Source organism: Rhodococcus sp. NPDC019050 (assembly GCF_055664235.1).
This window is the reverse complement of the sequence record NZ_JBVOON010000014.1, coordinates 114,623-134,985: the sequence shown is the minus strand read 5'-3', so window position 1 is coordinate 134,985 and position 20,363 is coordinate 114,623. Positions and strand designations below refer to the sequence as shown.

The 20,363-nt window shown below is 67.1% G+C and carries 17 protein-coding genes; 14 read left to right on the top strand and 3 right to left on the bottom strand.

All coding sequences use genetic code 11. From position 1 onward, the window contains the following. Positions 1–25: 25 nt before the first annotated feature. The 3 genes from AC0B44_RS15695 to AC0B44_RS15685 form a co-directional block, all read right to left on the bottom strand. Positions 26–934: a sirohydrochlorin chelatase gene (locus AC0B44_RS15695; RefSeq protein WP_471903767.1), complete on the bottom strand. Its 909-nt coding sequence runs from the start codon at positions 932–934 to the stop codon at positions 26–28. A 1-nt stretch (position 935) separates the two neighbouring features. Then, positions 936–1,241 (bottom strand): urease subunit gamma, encoded by a 306-nt coding sequence (locus AC0B44_RS15690; protein ID WP_169621845.1) that lies wholly within the window; start codon positions 1,239–1,241, stop codon positions 936–938. A 613-nt stretch (positions 1,242–1,854) separates the two neighbouring features. Beyond that, complete coding sequence (locus tag AC0B44_RS15685; protein WP_471903766.1) at positions 1,855–3,483, bottom strand: ammonium transporter; 1,629 nt, start codon at positions 3,481–3,483, stop codon at positions 1,855–1,857. A gap of 393 nt (positions 3,484–3,876) precedes the next feature. On the opposite strand from AC0B44_RS15685, the gene AC0B44_RS15680 reads away from it, so the two are divergent. The 14 genes from AC0B44_RS15680 (at position 3,877) to tpiA (ending at position 20,331) form a co-directional block, all read left to right on the top strand. Continuing rightward, positions 3,877–7,293, top strand: a complete 3,417-nt coding sequence (locus AC0B44_RS15680; protein ID WP_471903765.1) for an FUSC family protein — start codon at positions 3,877–3,879, stop codon at positions 7,291–7,293. 136 nt (positions 7,294–7,429) lie between these two features. Continuing rightward, a complete protein-coding gene (gene rpe, locus AC0B44_RS15675; protein WP_471903764.1) occupies positions 7,430–8,113 on the top strand; it encodes a ribulose-phosphate 3-epimerase in 684 nt (227 codons plus the stop codon). Next, positions 8,110–9,129 (top strand): bifunctional diaminohydroxyphosphoribosylaminopyrimidine deaminase/5-amino-6-(5-phosphoribosylamino)uracil reductase RibD, encoded by a 1,020-nt coding sequence (gene ribD / locus AC0B44_RS15670; RefSeq protein ID WP_471903763.1) that lies wholly within the window; start codon positions 8,110–8,112, stop codon positions 9,127–9,129. Before rpe ends, ribD begins: the two co-directional genes overlap by 4 nt. 61 nt (positions 9,130–9,190) lie before the next feature. Next, positions 9,191–9,796 (top strand): riboflavin synthase, encoded by a 606-nt coding sequence (locus tag AC0B44_RS15665; RefSeq protein WP_471903762.1) that lies wholly within the window; start codon positions 9,191–9,193, stop codon positions 9,794–9,796. A 74-nt stretch (positions 9,797–9,870) separates the two neighbouring features. After that, positions 9,871–11,121, top strand: coding sequence for a bifunctional 3,4-dihydroxy-2-butanone-4-phosphate synthase/GTP cyclohydrolase II (locus AC0B44_RS15660; RefSeq protein WP_471903761.1), 1,251 nt, complete (start codon positions 9,871–9,873; stop codon positions 11,119–11,121). After that, complete coding sequence (gene ribH / locus AC0B44_RS15655; protein WP_471903760.1) at positions 11,121–11,603, top strand: 6,7-dimethyl-8-ribityllumazine synthase; 483 nt, start codon at positions 11,121–11,123, stop codon at positions 11,601–11,603. The genes AC0B44_RS15660 and ribH overlap by 1 nt, the downstream gene beginning before the upstream one ends. After that, complete coding sequence (locus AC0B44_RS15650; protein WP_471903759.1) at positions 11,600–12,070, top strand: PH domain-containing protein; 471 nt, start codon at positions 11,600–11,602, stop codon at positions 12,068–12,070. Before ribH ends, AC0B44_RS15650 begins: the two co-directional genes overlap by 4 nt. Positions 12,071–12,079: 9 nt before the next feature. Continuing rightward, entirely contained in the window at positions 12,080–14,218 is a 2,139-nt protein-coding gene (uvrC, locus tag AC0B44_RS15645) for an excinuclease ABC subunit UvrC (protein WP_471903758.1), read from the top strand. A 77-nt stretch (positions 14,219–14,295) separates the two neighbouring features. Beyond that, entirely contained in the window at positions 14,296–15,156 is an 861-nt protein-coding gene (gene rapZ, locus AC0B44_RS15640; RefSeq protein ID WP_471903776.1) for an RNase adapter RapZ, read from the top strand. Then, on the top strand, positions 15,153–16,178 hold the full coding sequence (locus tag AC0B44_RS15635) for a gluconeogenesis factor YvcK family protein (protein WP_471903757.1): 1,026 nt from the start codon (positions 15,153–15,155) through the stop codon (positions 16,176–16,178). Before rapZ ends, AC0B44_RS15635 begins: the two co-directional genes overlap by 4 nt. Then, positions 16,175–17,152 carry a DNA-binding protein WhiA gene (whiA, locus tag AC0B44_RS15630; RefSeq protein ID WP_471903775.1) on the top strand — a complete coding sequence of 326 codons (978 nt, stop codon included), beginning with the start codon at positions 16,175–16,177 and terminating at the stop codon, positions 17,150–17,152. The genes AC0B44_RS15635 and whiA overlap by 4 nt, the downstream gene beginning before the upstream one ends. 130 nt (positions 17,153–17,282) lie before the next feature. Next, positions 17,283–18,299 (top strand): type I glyceraldehyde-3-phosphate dehydrogenase, encoded by a 1,017-nt coding sequence (gap, locus tag AC0B44_RS15625; protein WP_471903756.1) that lies wholly within the window; start codon positions 17,283–17,285, stop codon positions 18,297–18,299. A 29-nt stretch (positions 18,300–18,328) separates the two neighbouring features. Then, entirely contained in the window at positions 18,329–19,540 is a 1,212-nt protein-coding gene (locus tag AC0B44_RS15620) for a phosphoglycerate kinase (protein ID WP_471903755.1), read from the top strand. A 5-nt stretch (positions 19,541–19,545) separates the two neighbouring features. After that, positions 19,546–20,331 (top strand): triose-phosphate isomerase, encoded by a 786-nt coding sequence (tpiA, locus tag AC0B44_RS15615; RefSeq protein WP_471903754.1) that lies wholly within the window; start codon positions 19,546–19,548, stop codon positions 20,329–20,331. Positions 20,332–20,363 lie beyond the last annotated feature (32 nt).

Below are 20,363 nucleotides of genomic sequence, written 5' to 3'. Positions count from 1 at the left end.
GCGCGCCGTCGGGTCGATCTGCCGGTCAGTGTGAAGCCGCGGTAGCGGGGTGTCGGTGGCTGTGTTCGGTGCCGGGATCGTCGCCGGGATGGCTCTGATGTCCGTGCTCGTGCTCGTGCTCGTGGCCGTGGCCGTGGCCGTGGCCGTGCGCGCTGTCCGGCGAGTCGTCGAAAGCGTGCGAATGGGCGTAGCCGTGGCCGTGGTCCGCCATCAGCCCGGACTCGACTCCGGTACGGCCGTGGGCGAGTTCGTGCACTGCGTCGCGAATACGTGCATCGATGATGCGGATCGCTGCCTGTTCGCTCATCAACGGTCCGTAGAACTCACAGCCGGTAAACCTGCTGTCGTCCAAAGGAACAGGGGACTCCCGGCGAAAGCCTGCCGGAACGACGACGGTGTGCGGGTGGTCGAGCCGTCGCAGCCGTTGCAGGACGTCGACAAGATCGTCGTCGGTGTGCGTCGTGGCAACCTCCACTACGTTTCCTGCCCCGTGGGTGCGCACCAGGTGCGCGACGCGGTGCAGTTCCGCTTCGTCGAAAGGGTCGGAGGAAGGGGCCTGGATCACCATCGCGGCGTCGGACGAGCGGCTCCGAATACCCGTGGCAGCCAGTCGCAGCCACGAGATCAGATGGTCGGGGCTGCCGAACGGCGCTGCCAACGCGAGACGTTCCGGTGCGCCCACTGCCAGCCACCGCACCGTCTTGGCGGTGTCGGCCACCAAGGTCGGATTACGCCCCATCGTCATGGGAACGACCACGACCGGGCCGTCTCCGGACGACAGATGCCGGGTGAGCAAATTGTGGAGCGGCCGGCCGATCGGGGTGACGAACCACCGGTCGCGAGCCTGCTCGAGGTATCGCACGTCCGCGCCTTCGGCGCTTTCGTGGCCCGCGACCAGAATCGTGGTGGTGTCTTTCCCGGCGGGTTCGGCCACGTCAGTTCCCGATCGGGTCGTGGCAGGAGACCAGCTTGCTCCCATCGACGAACGTCGCTTCGACCTGCAAGAGCGGCAGGCGTTCCCGCACGCCCCCCATGCAGTCCTTCTCCGCGACGATCGTTCTTCCCAGTTCCATGACTTCCGCAACCGAGCGTCCGTCGCGAGCGCCTTCCAGGATCGCCTCGCTGATGAGCGCGGTCGCTTCGCTGGCGTTGAGCTTCGTGCCACGTTCGCGTCGGCGGCGTGCAAGTTCTGCAACCTGGTACACGTAAAGCTTTTCGATTTCTCGTGGAGTCAAATCCATTTTCTGCTCCCGCAATGCCGTAGGTTCCGATTCGATGAGCATCTCCCGGCGACGAGCCGGAGCTCGCTGTCTCGGACGATACGCCAGAGCCACGGGGAAGTTCGGTCTTTGGTTTTTTCGTCGAACGCGCCGGCCGTCGAATCCGGTGAAATGAACAGCTGCTCATATGTGCATTCGTTCAATCGACGGGGACGATGTTGCTCGCGCATGTGTGCGCTCGATTCCTCGGTGGTGCAGGTCCGCTGAGCGGCCACGACTCTGCTGCGGGAGATGAAAGATAGAGTGCGCCGGAGTCGGTGAACAGGAATACATATCAGCGGGGATCCGAGACCGGCCCGAGAATTTCCCGAAACGGAATTACCGATCGAAATGGACGATTATTTATTCGACGTTCATCCGCTTCTTCGGAGCCGAGCGTGATTCAGGAATTGCGCCGTGGACCGAAGGCAGTCGGGATTGCATATCGTGACGACAATTCCGGGCATATTCCCCGCCGTCCGGAATCGAGACCTTCTTCGAGCGCCACACCCGGCAGTTCGGGGGCGAGTGCTCACCATGACATGGGTCGGGGCGTGCGGCACACAGTCGCCGCACGCCCCGGAACCGCTCTGTACTACCCGGTCTCGACCGGCACGACCGTCATTTCGACGAGGTCGTCACCCAACGCCGACAAGGCGCTTCGCACGTTCGGCAGCGACTCCGCAGGGGTCAGGATTTCCGCGCGCACCCGTGGGGTGACGTCCATGGTTCGTTTCTGTCCTCGAACCATCTGATCGACCGAGGAGGCGGTCGTGACGAATACCTCGGAGAGCATCGCGCGGCGGGCACCTGCGGCGAGCACTTCCCGTTCCACGCCCGCGGCCCCGCCCGAATCGAGAACCGCGGTGACCAGGTACAGGGTGTGCCCCGGTTCCATCGGCGTCTGAGCCGGCGCAGTGGTGGCACCGTCGGCCGTGGGATCGGGGGGAGTCGGGCCCTCGGCGTAGGCGCTCATTCCCTGCTGGCTGAGGTCGAGATGTTCTTCTTCCTCGGCACTGACGCGAAGTCCGATCGTCTTTTCGATCGCGAAGGCGATCACCAAGGTGAGCACCAGGGCGTAGGCGATCACCGAGGCCAGCGCGACGACCTGATAACCCAGCAGTGTCCATCCGCCACCGTGGAACAGACCGTCCCGGCCGATCGAGTTGATGGCTTCTTCCCCGAAGAACCCGACGCACAGGGTGCCGAACACGCCGCCGATGAAGTGGACAGCCAGCACATCGAGCGCATCGTCCACGTGCAGAAGCCGTTTCAGGCCGAGTGCCAGGTAGCACACCACTCCGGCGAGGGCGCCGATGACTACCGCGGCCCAGCTGCTGACATAACCTGCGGCGGGGGTGATGGTCGCCAATCCGGCGACCGCGCCGGTCACGGCTCCGAGCACGGTCGAATGGCCTTCCCGGTACCGCTCGAACACGAGCCAGACAAGCATCGCGGCGGCACCCGCCACCTGGGTGTTGACCAACGCCTGCGCGGCGACTCCGTTGGCCTGCAGTCCGTCACCGGCGTTGAAACCGAACCAGCCGAACCAGAGTATTCCCGCTCCCACGATCACCAACGGGACCGAGTGCGGCAGTGGTGCCCGGTTGGGCCGCACCTTGCGCCGCCCGAGGACGATCAACAGACCGAGTGCGGCAGCCCCCGCCGACGCGTGGACAACCATTCCACCTGCCCAGTCCTGCGCTCCCATCTTGGTCAACCATCCCGTGGGGGCCCACAACCAGTGCGCGACGGGTGCGTACACGATCACCGACCAGATGGCGATGAACACTGCCCACCCGAAGGCCTTGAGGCGATTGGCCACTGCGCCGGTGGCCAGCGCCGGGGTGATGATCGCGAACATCAACTGATACGCGAAGAACGCCAGCGTCGGGATCGCCACGGTTTCGGTCACCACGTGGAGGTCCGGCTTGGGGGCGTCGTCGATGTTGGTGAGTGCGACGAATCCGAGATCGGCGACGATCCCGTTACCTCGGTCGTTACCGAACGCGATGCTGTACCCGAAGGCGAACCAGGTGAGCGAGATGATGCCGAGCCCGATCAGATTCTGCTGCAACATCACGAGGGTGTTGCGCTTGCTCACCATGCCGGCATAGAAGAACGCCAGGCCCGGTGTCATGAACAGCACAAGGGCTGCGCACACCAGCACCCACGCGGTGTCACCGGTGTTGATCACGTCTTGGGACAAGGTCGTAGAGGTCATCGACGGGCCTGCGCTTTCGGGCGAGGTGTGTGATCAATCGCGAACGGCTCTGCTGAACAAGGCATTTCGGACTTCTGTCGACCTGGAGATGGTGCCTGCGGGCTTCGCCCTGCATGGTGTCGAGCGGTATGCATCGAGCGACCTCCGATCCTTGCACCGGTCAGTCACGCTTTTCTCGGCACGCCGGCGCACTGTCGCCGGAAGGACGAGACTTGCAGTCCGACGCGAGCATATACACCGTGTTTGTGTCACGCGGGTCAATCGCGTCAACTCGAACGGGCCGCTCATGAACAGGTTCTCGCGGTACACCTCGCGATCGCCCGGATAGTCCGTTCTTCGCCGTCGATCCCGTTATCCCGTACCCGTACGGTCGTGTAGCCCTAGACTTGCGCCGTGGACGCTGTCCAGTGGCTCGGGATCATCATCCTTGGGTTGACGCTGCTGGATGTATTCCTCACCGCCCTCAATTACGACGACGCAGGCTTTCTCACGCGCGCTGTGACGTCGTGGGTCTGGCGTGTCATCAGACGAGTGACGCGAAAGATGTCACGCGGACGGCGACCCGCCGTACTCCGTCAGGTCACGGGCATTCAGCTCATCGTCACGGTGGGCATGTGGGTGGGCGGCACGATCCTGGGATACGCCTTCATCTACGTCGGCATGATGAGGGAGCAAGACTTCCTGTACAACGGCGGCACCGACGATGCCTTCGGCGCAATTTATTTCAGTACAGCCCAGCTCTCCACGGTGGGCACGTCCCAAGTCGTTCCCGACACCGATGTATCCCGGATCATCTCGGTCCTGGAGACTCTCACCGGTGTCGTGCTCGTCTTCCTGATTCTCACGTTTCTTCTCGGGGTCTACGGAGTGATCAGCGCCCTGCGCGGTCTGTCCGCGCAGTTCTACAATCCCGGAAACAGCGTCGGCGACCCGGTCGCGAGCCTGAAGCCGTACTTCCCGGGCGGCGAATCGCGCGACCTCGACTCCAAACTCTCGTCCATCGCCGACAGTTTCAGCAGCTACACCGACGGTGTCCGGCTGCACCACTCCGCCTACTACTTCCAGAGCGGCCGCGACACGTTCTCGCTGCCGTATTCGATCCGGATGCTGAGCGGGGTCGTCGGGGCACTTCGGTGGGGGTTGCCCAGATCCCACCCGGTGACTGTCGAGCCGATGCTGCTTCCGCTCACCGACCAGTTCCTGAAGTTCGCGGACTACATGCATCCTCTGCTCGGGTGGACGAGCACCGATGTTCCCGAGACGAGGTCGCGTGGGGAGTTCCGCCGGCTGATCGGGGAGGACATCGAGCTGCACCGGACGGACGGACATCGCTCGGCGCCTCCTGTCGAGAGCGAGGATCCGTGGGTTGCCCGGTTCGCCCGGGTGAATCGGAAGATGGGCGAACTCGTTCACCTCGAACCACTCACCGATCTCGACGAGGCCTACGAACGGTACGTCGAGTGGCTGCCGTTCGCGTACCGGGCGCAACAGTTCACCGATGCGGTCGGCCGGGACCTCGATTATCAGCCGGTGTACGCGCCCGGCTGGGCGGATGTTCCGGAAACCACTGTTCCGGAAACCCGGAAGCCCGCCATCGGCGGCGTACGAGCCTTCTTCGCCAACCGGGTCACGCTCATCGATCCGGGCTACATCCGGCTCTTCGGGTCCTTGCGGGTGCTCATCGCGGCGGTGGTCTCGGTGGCGGTGGTGGCGATCGGCCTCGAACTCGCAGGGAAAGCCCCGATGCCCACGGCCATCTTCGGCGGAATGATCGCGATGTTCGCGGGCGGGGTTGCGGCGCAAAGCGGTGCGCGCCCGGGACTCGCCAAGTTCGGCGGGATGCTGACGTTCGTCCCCGTGGTCGTCGCGGTCGGTTTGATCACCCTGGTTCCACGCGAACGGTTGCCGTCGGTGCTCGCCGTCGCCGCGCTCGCCTTCGTGGGTGTGTTGCTGTCCCGGTTCGGGCCACAAGGAGCCGGGCTCGGCCGCGTGTTGTTCATGACGTTCTACTTCAGCCTGCTGCTTCGGCTGAGCCCCGACGATTTCTGGCTGTACGCACTGACGGGGCTGGTGAGCGTCACTGCGTCGGTACTCGTCCAGTTCATTCCGCTCGGTCACGGACACGTCGGGCTCGTACGGAGCGGCGTCCGGGCGTTCGAGAACAGTGTGGCGAACAGCATCGATCCCCTCGTCGATACGGTGTCGGCAGCCCGGTGGGATCCGGATCTGCGCAAACGTATGCACAGTGGACTCGACCAACTCCACCACACCGCGTCCTTTCTGGGAGGTCAGCTCACCAAACAGGACCCGGCCCTGCACTTCTCCGCAGAGCAGCTGAACAACCTGCGAATACGCCTCTTCGATGTCGAGCTCGCAACGGTCAATCTGTCTGCCGCGGCTCGGGATGCGACCGGTTCCGGCATGCCCATTCCGGTCCGGGCTCGGCTCGCCGGCGAACTCGAACAGCTCCAGCTTCACATCCGTAGTTATCCGGACCTTCCGGCGTGGATGGGCGATTCCGGAGACGAGAACGCCGCGATCCGTCCACCCGACGACGTGCCCGATCCCGTCGACTGGCCTCTGCCGGCGCAACGGTTGCATCATGCCGTGCGTGAACTCTGGTTTGCTGTGGACGCGTTGCATACCGCACGCCCCGAAGATCTCATCGGCAGTCCCGGCGACACCGATGGTGCAGGCTCGACTTCCGCGGTCGGAGCGGGATCCGCTGCGGGTGAGCAGGAATCGTCCCCCGCTCCGAGCGGAGGGCGCGCGTCGGGTGGCACGAACGCCGGGCCGATTCGCCGTGCGGTGCAGGCCGCACTCGCGACCGGGCTGGCCCTCTGGATCGGAGGGTACGTATCGGAGACCTACCAGTACTGGGCCGCGCTGCCCGCGTTCTTCGTACTGGGCGAGACGGACGGGGAGACGTTTCTCAAGGGGATGCAGCGCATCGTCGGAACCGTGGCCGGAGCCGCGATCGGGTTCGGCTTCGCGATCGTGGTCGGGACCGACACTCCCGTGGTCCTCCCGCTGCTGGCCCTGTGCATCTTGGCGTCGACGTACTTCCGTCCTGTGTCGTCCGTCCTGTCGGCGCTCTGGATCACGGCGTTCGTCGCGTTGCTCTACGACCTGCTGGGAAGACTGGATACCGAAACCATCGAACTGCGTGTCGTGGAGACGGTGATCGGAGCGGGGCTCGCGCTGGTGGTCGCCGCGGTCGTTCTGCCCACCCGTACCCGCACCCGCTTGTCATCGGACACGTCTCAGTTGGTGCGGACCGTTCAGGACGTCACCGGCATCTGTCTCGCACACCTGCGGTCCGGATCCAAGGGGACCCTGGACAGGCAGGAACTCGCACGCCGGGAACTCGCGCTGACCACGCTGGTCCAGAAGGTCGAGGCCACCGCCGTCCCGCTGCGCCGTTCTTCCGGGGCGCTCGATGTCCGGGGGATCGAAGGGCGGCTCACCGCACTGTGGGCTCTGTTGTTCTACACGCGGCATCTGGTGTCCGCCACCGAGCGTCTCTCGGCCGACGAGAACGTCCTGACCGACTCGCAGTGGGGCGCGATCCAGGATATCGGTGAGGACAACTTCGAGGCCCTGCTGAAAGCGCTGGCAGGGGAGACGCCCTCCGCGGTGCAGGAGGACATGCAGGCCACCGACGAGTACGACATCCCGCACGACAGCACGTTGGCCCGTGTGCTCCAGTCTCTCGAACGAATCGATCAGACCGTGACCTTCATGGTCGAAGAGGTGTTGCCGAGTGAAGGGCGACTGTCGCGGTTCACGTCGTCGTTCCGCCGGGTCTGAACCCGAATCTCGGGGGACTGTCCGAATACACTGCCGGGCAGTCGTTTCTGTGTGGTCTCGATCCGCGGCGACGCCGCCGGGCGGCGACCGTGCTGGTGACCGGCACGTGCGACGCGCTCGTCTAGACTCGATCGATGTGGCCCACCCGATGATTGCCCCCTCGATTCTGTCCGCCGATTTCGCTCGTCTCGCCGACGAGGCGCAGGCCGTCGCCGGTGCCGACTGGCTCCACGTCGATGTGATGGACGCCCATTTCGTGCCGAACCTGACGCTCGGACTGCCCATCGTGCAGTCGTTGCTGAAGGCGACGGACATCCCGCTCGACTGCCATCTGATGATCGAGAACCCGGGCCGGTGGGCCCCGCCCTATGCCGAAGCGGGCGCACACAACGTGACGTTCCACGCCGAGGCGACGGACGATCCGGTGGCCGTGGCCCGCGATATCCGCGCCGCAGGCGGTAAGGCCGGACTGTCGGTCAAACCCGGCACCCCCATCGAGCCCTACCTGGAGATCCTCCGCGAGTTCGACACGCTGCTCGTCATGAGCGTCGAGCCCGGTTTCGGTGGCCAGGCGTTCATTCCCGACGTACTCGACAAGGCGCGCGCGGTGCGGAGACTGGTGGACTCCGGCGAACTGCGCCTCCTGGTGGAGATCGACGGCGGAATCAACGCGGACACCATCGAAGCGGCGGCGGAGGCAGGCGTGGACTGCTTCGTGGCCGGTTCCGCCGTCTACGGTGCCGAGGATCCTGCCGAGGCGGTGCGCAAGCTGCGCGCACAGGCGGCGGCTGCCTCGCCGCATCTGACGCTCGCGTCGTGACACCCCCCGAGGTCACCGAGGCGTTCCAGTTCGCACTGGATGCCTCGGAGGCCGTGCGGGGAACCACCAGCCCGAACCCGCCGGTCGGCGCCGTGATCCTCGACGCGAACGGGCAGGTCGCCGGGGTGGGTGCCACGGCGCCCCCGGGTGGGCCGCACGCGGAGGTGCGGGCACTGAGCGTCGCGGGCGACCGGGCACGCGGCGGCACCGCCGTGGTCACCCTCGAGCCGTGCAACCACACCGGACGCACCGGCCCCTGCGCCCGCGCGCTCATCGACGCCGGAATCGTGACGGTGTACTACTCCGTCCCCGATCCCGGCGCGATCGCAGGGGGAGGGGGCGACACATTGCGTGCTGCCGGGATCGAGGTGCATCCGGGCCTCGGTGCCGACGCAGTCATTCACGGCCCGTTGCGCGCATGGCTCCACCGCGCCCGCACCGGTCGTCCCCACGTGACGTGGAAGTACGCCGCGACGCTCGACGGCCGGAGCGCTGCGCAGGACGGAACCAGCCAGTGGATCTCCGGGCCGGAAGCGCGTGCCCGGGTGCACGACGAGCGCAGTCGGCTCGACGCGATCGTCGTCGGCACCGGGACGGTTCTGGCCGACGATCCCTGGCTGACCGCCCGGCTGCCCGACGGTGATCTCGCACCGCATCAGCCTCTTCGTGTGGTCGTGGGGATGCGGGAGATCCCGACTTCGGCGCGGGTCCTGGACGACGCGGCACCGACCCTCGTCCTGCGCACTCGCGATGTGGGCGAGGTCCTCGATGCCCTCAGCGACCACCCGGACGTGCTGCTCGAAGGCGGTCCGCGGCTCGCTGGGGCGTTCCTCGCCGCGCACAGTGTCGACCGGATCCAGGCCTACCTCGCGCCGATGTTCCTGGGTGCGGGGACGCCCGCTGTGCAGGACGCGGGAGTGCACACCGTCACCGAGGCGCTACGGTTTCGTCGGGAACGCGTCGAGACCGTCGGCGCCGACGTGTTGTTGACCCTGGTCCCGGAACGGGATCTGTGAATCCGGTCCCGGGAACGGGATCTGTGAACCCGGTTTCGGCCGGGAGTGAAGGAGCTCGAACGTGTTCACCGGCATCGTCGAGGAACTGGGTGAGATCGTGGCGCGAGAAGACCTCGCGGATGCGGCGCGCTTCACCGTGCGTGGCCCGATGGTCACGTCCGACGCGAAGCACGGCGACTCGATCGCCGTCAACGGCGTGTGTCTGACGGTGGTGGACGTGCCGGACGGAGACTCCTTCACGACCGATGTGATGCAGGAGACACTGAATCGGTCCTCACTCGCGCGACTGGCCACGGGAAGCCGCGTCAACCTCGAACGCGCCGCCGCGGTGTACAGCCGGCTGGGCGGTCACATCGTGCAGGGACACGTCGACGGTACCGGCACGGTCCTGTCCCGGACACCCTCCGAGAACTGGACCGTCGTGCGAGTATCGTTGCCGGACAGCATCTCCCGCTACGTCGTGGAGAAGGGCTCGATCACCGTGGACGGTGTGTCCCTCACCGTCTCGGCGCTGGGCGGCGATCGCGGTGACGAGTGGTTCGAGATCTCCCTGATCCCCACGACGTTGTCGCTCACGACACTCGGCACCGCCGAGGAGGGCACCGTCGTCAACCTCGAGGTCGATGTGATCGCCAAGTACGTGGAGCGACTGCAGAGCGCACGCTAGGTAGTCGTAGGGTGGAATCGACAAGTGGACGCGAAGCACGAGTCGTCCGGATACGAGATTTGGAGCCAAGGCAAGTGACGAGGTTCGACACCATCGAGCGCGCGGTCGCCGATATCGCCGCCGGTAAAGCGGTCGTCGTGGTCGACGACGAGGACCGTGAAAACGAGGGTGACCTCATCTTTGCGGCGGAGAAAGCCACCCCCGAACTCGTGGCATTCATGGTGCGGTACACCTCGGGGTACCTCTGCGTGCCCCTCGACGGTGACGACTGCGACCGGCTCGGCCTTCCCCCGATGTACTCCACGAACCAGGACAAGCACGGAACCGCCTACACGGTCACCGTCGACGCCAAGGAAGGCATCGGCACCGGCATCTCCGCGTCCGACCGCGCGGCGACCATGCGCCTGCTCGCCGATCCCGACTCCCGCGCCGACGACTTCACCCGGCCCGGCCACGTGGTGCCGCTGCGTGCCAAGGAAGGCGGCGTCCTGCGCCGTCCTGGGCACACCGAAGCCGCGGTGGACCTCGCCCGTATGGCCGATCTGCGGCCCGCCGGCGTCATCTGCGAGATCGTGTCGCAGAAGGACGAGGGCGAGATGGCCCGCACCGACGAACTGCGCGTGTTCGCGGACGAGCACGAACTGGCCCTGATCTCGATCGCCGACCTCATCGCATGGCGCCGCAAGCACGAGAAGCACGTCGTGCGCGTCGCGGAGGCACGCATCCCCACCCGGCACGGCAGCTTCACAGCTGTCGGCTACCAGAGCATCTACGACGAGGTCGAGCACGTCGCACTCGTGATGGGCGACATCGCCGGACCCGACGGGGACGGCGCCGACGTCCTGGTGCGGGTGCACTCGGAGTGCCTCACCGGTGACGTGTTCGGCTCGCTGCGGTGCGACTGCGGACCGCAACTCGACGCGGCTCTGGAAATGGTCGCTCAGGAAGGCCGCGGCGTCGTCCTGTACATGCGCGGCCACGAAGGTCGCGGCATCGGCCTCATGCACAAGCTGCAGGCATATCAGCTCCAGGACGCCGGTTCGGACACGGTCGACGCGAACCTCCAGCTCGGTCTGCCCGCCGACGCCCGGGACTACGGTATCGGCGCGCAGATCCTCGTCGACCTGGGTATTTCCTCGATGCGGCTGCTGACCAACAACCCCGCCAAGCGGGTCGGCCTCGACGGTTACGGCCTCCAGATCACCGATCGGGTTCCGATGCCGCTGCGCGCCAACCGCGAGAACCTCACCTACCTGCGCACCAAGCGCGACCGTATGGGCCACGATCTGATCGGCCTGGACGAGTTCGAAGCCGGGGACGCCTGATGAGCGGCGAGGGTCTGCCCGACCTGCAACTCGGCGACGCAGCAGATCTTCGTCTCGCCGTCGTGGCGGGCAGCTGGCACGACGAGATCTCGAGCGCGCTGATCGCCGGGGCGCTGCGCGTCGCGGACCGGGCCGGCATCACCGATGTCCGGGTCGAGCGGGTCGCCGGCGCGATCGAACTGCCCGTGGTGGCACAGCAGCTCGCGCGGACCCACGACGCCGTGGTCGCACTGGGCGTGGTCATCCGTGGCGGCACTCCGCACTTCGAGTACGTGTGCGAAGCGGTCACCTACGGACTGACCCGGGTGGCGCTCGACGAGAGCACCCCCGTCGGCAACGGCGTGCTCACCACCGACACCGAGGAACAAGCGCGCGATCGTGCCGGACTTCCCGGCTCCGCCGAGGACAAGGGCGGTCAGGCGTGCGCGGCCGCCCTCGACACAGCCGTGACACTGCGCCGGCTGCGGGAGGTACGCGCGTGACCACCACCGACACACAATGGGACCTTGAGGTCCGGCCGGCGAAGATGCGTCTCTGGGTGATCGTGGGCGCCGTCTTCGTGCTCGCTGCGCACCTCGGTGCCGCGCTCGTGCTGCGGGGCGGCGGCGACTCGGGCGTCAACCTGCGGGTCGCGGACCAGGGCGCCATGGTGGCGATCGGGATCGCGCTGTCCGGGGGACTGCTGCTCTTCACCCGCCCACGATTCCGCGCCGGTGCCCAGGGTGTGGCAGTGCGCAACGTGATCGCCGAGAGGCACATACCGTGGGACGAAGTGCAGGGTTTGTCGTTCCCGCACGGCGCGCCCTGGGCACGCCTCGAACTGCCGTACGACGAGTACGTCCCGGTCGTTGCGGTGCAGGCCAGAGACGGTGCGACTGCTGTGGACGCGCTCGAGCGGTTCCGGGAACTCGAAGCCCGGTACGGCCGGGGTGTCGTCGGCGACGACTAACCTGGACTCGTGCCCGACCCCTCGACATACCGCCCCGCTACCGGCACCATCCCGACCGAACCGGGGGTGTACAAGTTCCGCGACCCGCACGGACGGGTCATCTACGTAGGTAAGGCGAAAAACCTCCGTTCGCGGCTGAACTCGTACTTCGCCGACGTCGCGTCGCTGCACCCGCGCACCCGCCAGATGGTCACCACGGCCGGCAGCGTCGAGTGGACCGTGGTGCGCACCGAGGTCGAGGCGCTGCAACTCGAGTACAACTGGATCAAGGAATTCGATCCGCGCTTCAACGTCCGCTACCGCGACGACAAGACCTACCCGATGCTCGCGGTGACACTGAACGAGGAATACCCGCGGCTGTTCGTGTACCGGGGTCCCCGGCGCAAGGGCGTCCGGTACTTCGGCCCGTACTCCCACGCCTGGGCGATCCGCGAAACTCTCGACCTGCTGCTGCGTGTGTTCCCCGCCCGGACGTGCTCCGCCGGCGTTTTCAAACGGCACACTCAGATGGGCAGACCCTGCCTGCTCGGCTACATCGACAAATGCTCGGCTCCGTGCGTCGGCCGGGTCGACGCCGAAGAACACCGTCGCATCGTCGAATCGTTCTGCGACTTCCTGGCCGGTCGCACCGACAAACTCGTCCGGGATGTCGAACTGCGGATGCAGGCGGCCGCCGACGAACTCGACTTCGAGACCGCCGCCCGATTGCGCGACGACCTCGGCGCTCTGCGCAAGGCACTCGAGAAGCAAGCGGTCGTGCTGGGAGACGGCACCGACGCCGACATCGTCGCGTTCGCCGACGACGACCTCGAAGTCGCCGTGCAGGTCTTCCACGTGCGCGGCGGACGAGTGCGCGGCCAGCGCGGGTGGGTCGTCGAAAAATCCGGCGATGTGCTCGACCGGCCCGACGGCCGGGACACTCCCGGCGAAGCGGCCGAGGACGTGCACGACGTGGAAGAGGTGTCTCTGCTCGTCGAACAGTTCCTCACCCAGTTCTACGGACAGGAAGCGGCGCTCGATGGCGGAGACGCGGCCGACGCGGGGACGTACGAGGGTGGCGCGGTGCCGCGCGAGGTGCTGGTGCCTGCACTGCCCCCGGACCCGGAGGAGATGACCCGCTGGCTCTCCGGCCTGCGCGGTGGTCCGGTGCGTCTGAGGGTTCCCCAGCGCGGAGACAAGAAGGCTCTCGCCGGAACGGTGCAGCGCAACGCGAAAGAAGCTCTCGCACAACACAAACTTCGCCGCGCCGGCGATTTCACGGCACGCTCGGCTGCGTTGCAGGGCATCCAGGAGGCACTCGACCTCGACTCGGCACCGCTACGCATCGAGTGCGTCGACATCAGCCACGTGCAGGGCACCGACGTGGTCGCCTCGCTCGTGGTGTTCGAAGACGGACTGCCCCGAAAGTCCGACTACCGGCATTACGGCATCAAGCACGCCGCCGGTGACGGGCACTCCGACGACGTCGCGTCCATCGCGGAGGTCACGCGCCGCCGGTTCCTGCGTCACCAACGCGACACGACACCGGCCGATGCCGGCAACGGCGGCGATTTCGCGCCCGAAGCCGCGCTGGATCCCGCGACCGGCCGACCCCGCCGATTCGCTTATCCGCCGAACCTCTACGTCGTCGACGGCGGTGCCCCGCAGGTTGCGGCGGCCGCAGAGGTCCTCGACGAACTGGGGATCACCGACGTCGCCGTGATCGGCCTCGCCAAGCGACTCGAAGAGGTGTGGGTACCGGGGGAGGAAGACCCGGTGATCCTGCCGCGCACCAGCGAGTCGCTCTACCTGCTGCAGCGCATCCGCGACGAAGCGCACCGCTTCGCGATCGCCTTTCACCGCAGCAAGCGTTCCCGCCGTATGACCGCCTCGGCGCTCGACGGGGTCAAAGGCCTCGGGGAGACCCGCCGCAAGGCGCTCGTCACCCACTTCGGCTCGGTCGCGCGATTGCGCGAGGCCGACGTCGAGGAAATCACCGCGGTACCGGGCATCGGGAAGGCCACTGCACAGGCGGTTCTCGATGCGCTGCACGCCGAACGCGCACCGCTCCCGCCGGCCGAGGACACCGACCCGGATGCATCGGCCCCGTCTGTGGGCAATGATGACTCCGTCGGCGTGTCGGCAGCGCGAGTGGAGGCTGAACAGTGACGGATGTGGATCGCGTATCGCGGGAGCGGGACGAGCACGAGGCGAGACCGGCAGACGCGAAGGAATCCCGCGCCGAGGTGATCCTCGTAACCGGCCTGTCGGGGGCGGGCCTGAGCACCGCGGCCACCGCTCTCGAGGATCTCGGGTGGTACGTCGCCGACAATCTGCCTCCGCAACTCGTGATCTCGATGGTCGATCTCGCGGTCCACGCGGAGCCGCCCCTCGAACGGCTCGCCGTGGTGATGGACGTGCGCAGCCGCCTGTTCACGGGAGACCTCGGACGGGTCGTCACGGACCTCGAAGCCAGGCCGGTGAGCACCCGCGTCCTCTTCCTCGACGCCACCGATGCCGTACTCATCCGCCGCTTCGAGCAGGTGCGGCGCAGTCACCCACTGCAGGCCGACACCGCCGACCGGACCCTCTCCGACGGCATCGCCGCGGAACGGGCCCAACTTGCCCCCGTGAAGGGTGCCGCCGACCTCGTCATCGACACCTCGGCGTTGTCCGGGCCGGAACTGCGCCGCAAGATCGAAGCGGCCTTCGGCGACGCGGCCTCCGACACCATCGGGGTCACAGTGGAGTCCTTCGGATTCAAGTACGGGCTCCCCATGGACTCCGATCTCGTGTGCGACGTGCGATTCCTGCCCAATCCCCACTGGATCGCCGAACTCCGTCCGCACACCGGGCAGGATGCCCCCGTTCGCGATTATGTACTGTCCCGCGACGGTGCCGAGGACTACTTGCGCACCTATCACCGGCTGCTCGAATTGACCACGGCCGGTTACCGTCGGGAGGGGAAGCGCTATATGACGATCGCGGTGGGATGCACCGGCGGCAAACACCGAAGCGTGGCGATGGCGGAAGAACTCGCCGCGCGCCTCGAGCAGGATCCCGGGCTCGCGGTGCACGTCGTGCATCGGGATCTGGGGCGCGAGTGACCGCGCACCCGAGCACGCCGGCCGACGGTCCCGCCATCACCGCGCTCGGAGGCGGACACGGGCTGTACGCCACGTTGAGCGCCGTCCGGCGGCTGAGTGACCGCGTCACCGCGGTCGTCACGGTCGCCGACGACGGCGGATCGTCCGGACGGTTGCGCGCCGAACTCGGAGTGATCCCGCCCGGAGACCTGCGCATGGCCCTCTCCGCGCTCGCCGCCGACACGCCCGACATCCGGGTGTGGACCGAGGTCGTGCAGCACCGATTCGGCGGAACCGGGGCGCTGGCCGGTCATTCGGTCGGCAACATGATCCTGGCGGGACTCACCGAGGTGGTGGGCGACCCGGTGACGGCACTGGACATGCTCGCCCGGGTCCTCGGGTTGCGAGGCCGGGTGCTGCCGATGTCCCCGATCGCGCTCGACATCGAAGCCGACGTCTCCGGACTCGAATCCGATCCCCGGGTGAGCCGGTGCATCCGCGGGCAGGTCGCGGTCGCGACCACCCCGGGCAAGGTACGGCGGGTGCGGCTGATCCCGGCGGATCCGCCGGCGTGCCCCGCGGCGGTCGACGCCGTGTGCGAGGCGGACATGGTCGTACTCGGGCCCGGCTCGTGGTTCTCGAGCGTCATCCCGCACGTGCTCGTCCCCGAACTCCACGAGGCGCTCACCCACACCTCGGCGACGAAGGTGCTGATCCTCAATCTCGCCGCGGAACCGGGGGAGACCGCCGGTTTCTCCGCCGAGCGGCACCTGCACGTGCTGGCGCAGCACGCCCCGGATTTCCGGGTCGACCATGTGGTGGTCGACGCGGCTTCGGTGACGCCGGGCCGTGAGCGAGACCATCTGGACCGTGCCGCGTCGTACCTCGGTGCGGACGTCTCCTACGCGGACGTGGCCGAACACGGCACCCAACGACACGACCCCGCCAAGCTGGCGGTGGCACTGGAAAAGTATCTGTCACCGCTTCCTGGCAGCGCGCGCACCGGAATCGGCGACCGGAGGGAGATCATCTCGTGGCAATGACAGCGGAGGTCAAGGACGAGCTGAGCAGGCTGGCGGTCACGCGGACCAGCAACCGCAAAGCCGAAGTGTCCTCTCTCCTGCGCTTCGCCGGTGGGTTGCACATCGTCGCCGGGCGGGTGGTCGTCGAGGCGGAGGTGGACCTCGGGTCGATCGCACGCCGCTTGCGTCGCGAGATCTTCGAGCTCTACGGCTACGCCGCCGACGTCCACGTGCTCAGCGCGGGTGGCCTGCGCAAGAGTTCGCGATACGTGGTGCGGGTCGGGAAGGACGGCGAAGCACTCGCCCGGCAGACCGGTCTGCTCGACGGCCGAGGACGCCCGGTGCGCGGGCTGCCCGCCCAGGTGGTCGGTGGCAGCGTCTCCGACGTCGCAGCGGCGTGGCGAGGAGCCTTCCTCGCGCACGGCTCGCTCACCGAACCGGGACGCTCGTCGGCGCTGGAGATCAGTTGCCCCGGTCCGGAGGCTGCGCTCGCACTCGTCGGTGCCGCCCGTCGCCTCGGCGTCACCGCCAAGGCTCGGGAAGTGCGTGGCTCGGATCGCGTCGTCGTCCGCGACGGGGAGGCGATCGGGGCGCTGCTCACCCAGATGGGAGCCCAGGACACCCGTTTGACCTGGGAGGAACGCCGGATGCGCCGGGAGGTGCGCGCTACCGCCAATCGGCTCGCGAATTTCGACGACGCGAATCTGCGCCGGTCCGCGCGCGCAGCGGTCGCGGCGGCCGCACGGGTCGAACGTGCGCTGAACATTCTCGGTGACGACGTACCCGATCACCTCGCCGCCGCCGGCACCCTCCGGGTCGAGCATCGTCAGGCCTCGCTCGAGGAACTCGGCCAGCTGGCGGACCCGCCGATGACGAAGGACGCCGTGGCCGGACGAATCCGGCGCCTGCTGTCGATGGCAGACCGGCGAGCCAAGGATCTCGGGATCCCCGACACCGAGTCCGCGGTCACCGCGGAGTTGCTCGACGACGCGTAGAGGCGCACGCTGGATGGGGAGTTCGTCACACAGGGCGAATCCCATATTGCGGCCCCGGCACACTAGGGTGGGGGTCACACCAGCACAATCATCAGCACAATCATCGAGATCTGGGCAAAGGAGCTCCACTGTGACTGTCCGCGTAGGCGTAAACGGGTTCGGACGTATCGGGCGCAACTTCTTCCGCGCAGTCGAAGCGCAGAAGGCGCTCGGCACAACTGACATCGAGATCGTCGCCGTCAACGACCTGACCGACAACGACACTCTCGCGACGCTCCTGAAGTACGACTCGATCCTGGGTCGCCTCGACAAGGATGTGCGCGTCGAGGGCGACTTCATCGTCGTGGGCGAGCAGAAGATCAAGGCCCTGGAAATCAAGGAAGGCCCGGCGGCACTGCCCTGGGGCGACCTGGGTGTCGACGTCGTCGTCGAGTCCACCGGCATCTTCACCGACGCGGCCAAGGCGAAGGGTCACCTCGACGCCGGCGCCAAGAAGGTCATCATCTCCGCGCCCGCCAAGGGCGAGGACATCACCATCGTGATGGGCGTCAACGACGACAAGTACGACGGCAGCCAGAACATCATCTCCAACGCCTCGTGCACCACCAACTGCCTCGGCCCGATCGCCAAGGTCCTCGACGACAGCTTCGGCATCGAGCGCGGCCTCATGACGACGATCCACGCCTACACCCAGGATCAGAACCTCCAGGACGGCCCGCACAAGGATCTGCGTCGCGCGCGCGCCGCAGCGCTGAACGTCGTCCCGACCGGCACGGGCGCCGCGAAGGCCATCGGCCTCGTGCTTCCCCAGCTGCTCGGCAAGCTCGACGGATACGCCCTGCGCGTGCCGATCCCGACCGGCTCGGTCACCGACCTCACCGCCAACCTGCGCACCAAGGCGTCGATCGAGGAGATCAACGCCGCGATGCAGGCCGCAGCGGAGGGCCCGCTCAAGGGCATCCTGAAGTACAACACCGACCCGATCGTGTCGTCGGACATCGTCACCGACCCGCACTCGTCGATCTTCGACGCGCCGCTGACCAAGGTCATCGACGATCAGGTCAAGGTTGTGGCCTGGTACGACAACGAGTGGGGCTACTCCAACCGCGTCGTCGACCTCATCGGTCTCGTCGGCAAGTCGCTCTGATACCCCGAACCGAACAGGACACCCGAACAGTGGCAGTTCAGACCCTGAAGGATCTGCTCGACGCCGGGGTGGAGGGGCGCGGCGTGCTGGTGCGCTCCGACCTCAACGTCCCCCTGGACGGCGCGACGATCACCGACCCCGGTCGCATCGTCGCGTCCGCCCCGACGATCAAGGCACTCGCGGAAGCGGGCGCCAAGGTCGTCGTCGTCGCCCACCTCGGCCGCCCCAAGGGCGAGCCGGATCCGAAGTTCTCGCTCGCGCCCGTCGCGGCGAAGCTCGGTGAGGTACTCGGCCGCAACGTCCAGCTCGCCGGCGATGTCGTCGGACAGGACGCCCTGGCCCGCTCCGAGGGCCTTACCGACGGTGACATCCTCCTGCTGGAGAACGTGCGCTTCGATCCGCGCGAAACCAGCAAGGACGAGTCGCAGCGTCAGGCGCTCGCCCGCGATCTCGTCGAACTCGTCGGCGAGGACGGCGCATTCGTCTCCGACGGTTTCGGTGTCGTGCACCGCAAGCAGGCGTCGGTGTACGACGTGGCGAAGCTGCTCCCGCACTACGCCGGTGGCCTCGTCGCCGAAGAGGTGGCGGTGCTGGCCAAGCTCACCACCGACACCGAGCGTCCGTACGCGGTCGTGCTCGGCGGGTCCAAGGTCTCCGACAAGCTCGCGGTGATCGAAGCTCTCGCGCCCAAGGTCGACACCCTCGTGATCGGCGGCGGAATGTGCTTCACGTTCCTTGCCGCACAGGGCATTTCGGTGGGCAACTCGCTTCTCGAAGAGTCGATGATCGAGACCTGCAAGGGTCTGCTGGAACGCTACGCCGACGTCCTGCACATTCCGCAGGACGTCGTCATCGCCGACAGCTTCTCGGCCGACGCCGAAGCGAAGACCGTACCGGTCACCGAGATCTCGGACGGCTGGATGGGTCTGGACATCGGACCGGACTCGGTGCAGCGGTTCGCGTCGCTGCTCTCGGCGGCCAAGACCGTGTTCTGGAACGGCCCGATGGGCGTGTTCGAGTTCCCGAAGTTCGCGGCGGGCACCAAGGGTGTCGCCGAGGCCATCGTCGACGCCACCGGTAAGGGCGCGTTCAGCGTCGTCGGCGGCGGCGATTCGGCCGCTGCGGTCCGTCAGCTGGGTCTGCCCGAGGACGGGTTCTCGCACATCTCCACCGGTGGCGGCGCCTCCCTCGAGTACCTCGAGGGCAAGGAACTGCCCGGCATCTCGGTTCTGGAGGCCTGAGCGCGATGGCACGTAAACCGCTCATCGCGGGCAACTGGAAGATGAATCTGAACCACCTCGAGGCCATCGCGCTGGTGCAGAAGATCGCATTCACCCTGCCCGACAAGTACCTCGAGAAAGTCGATGTGACGGTCATTCCGCCGTTCACCGACATCCGGTCGGTGCAGACGCTCGTCGACGGCGACAAGATCAAGCTCACCTACGGTGCGCAGGATGTGTCCGCCCACGCGTCGGGTGCCTACACCGGCGAGATCTCCGCTGCGATGCTCGCCAAGCTCGGCTGCACGTACGTGGTCGTCGGCCACTCCGAACGGCGCACGCTGCACGGCGAGACCGACGAGATCGTCCGCGACAAGGCGAAGGCCGCGCTCGCACACGGCCTGACTCCGATCGTGTGCATCGGTGAGGGCCTCGACATCCGTGAGGCCGGAAACCAGGTCGCATACAACGTCGAGCAGCTGAAGGGCTCGCTCGCCGGGCTGTCCGCCGACGACATCGCCAAGATCGTCGTCGCGTACGAGCCGGTATGGGCCATCGGCACGGGCAAGGTGGCCTCGGCCGCCGACGCCCAAGAGGTGTGCGCCGCAGTGCGTTCCACCCTTGCGGAGCTGGCATCACCGGAGATCGCCGCGTCGGTGCGCGTCCTCTACGGTGGGTCCGTGAACGCCAAGAACGTCGGCGAGCTCATCGCACAGCCCGACGTCGACGGTGGTCTGGTCGGCGGCGCGTCGCTCAAGGCCGACGAGTTCGCTCAACTGTCCGCCATCGCGGCCGGCGGCCCGCTCCTGTAGGCCGTCGCAAGCAGGCAAGAACACCGTGCCCG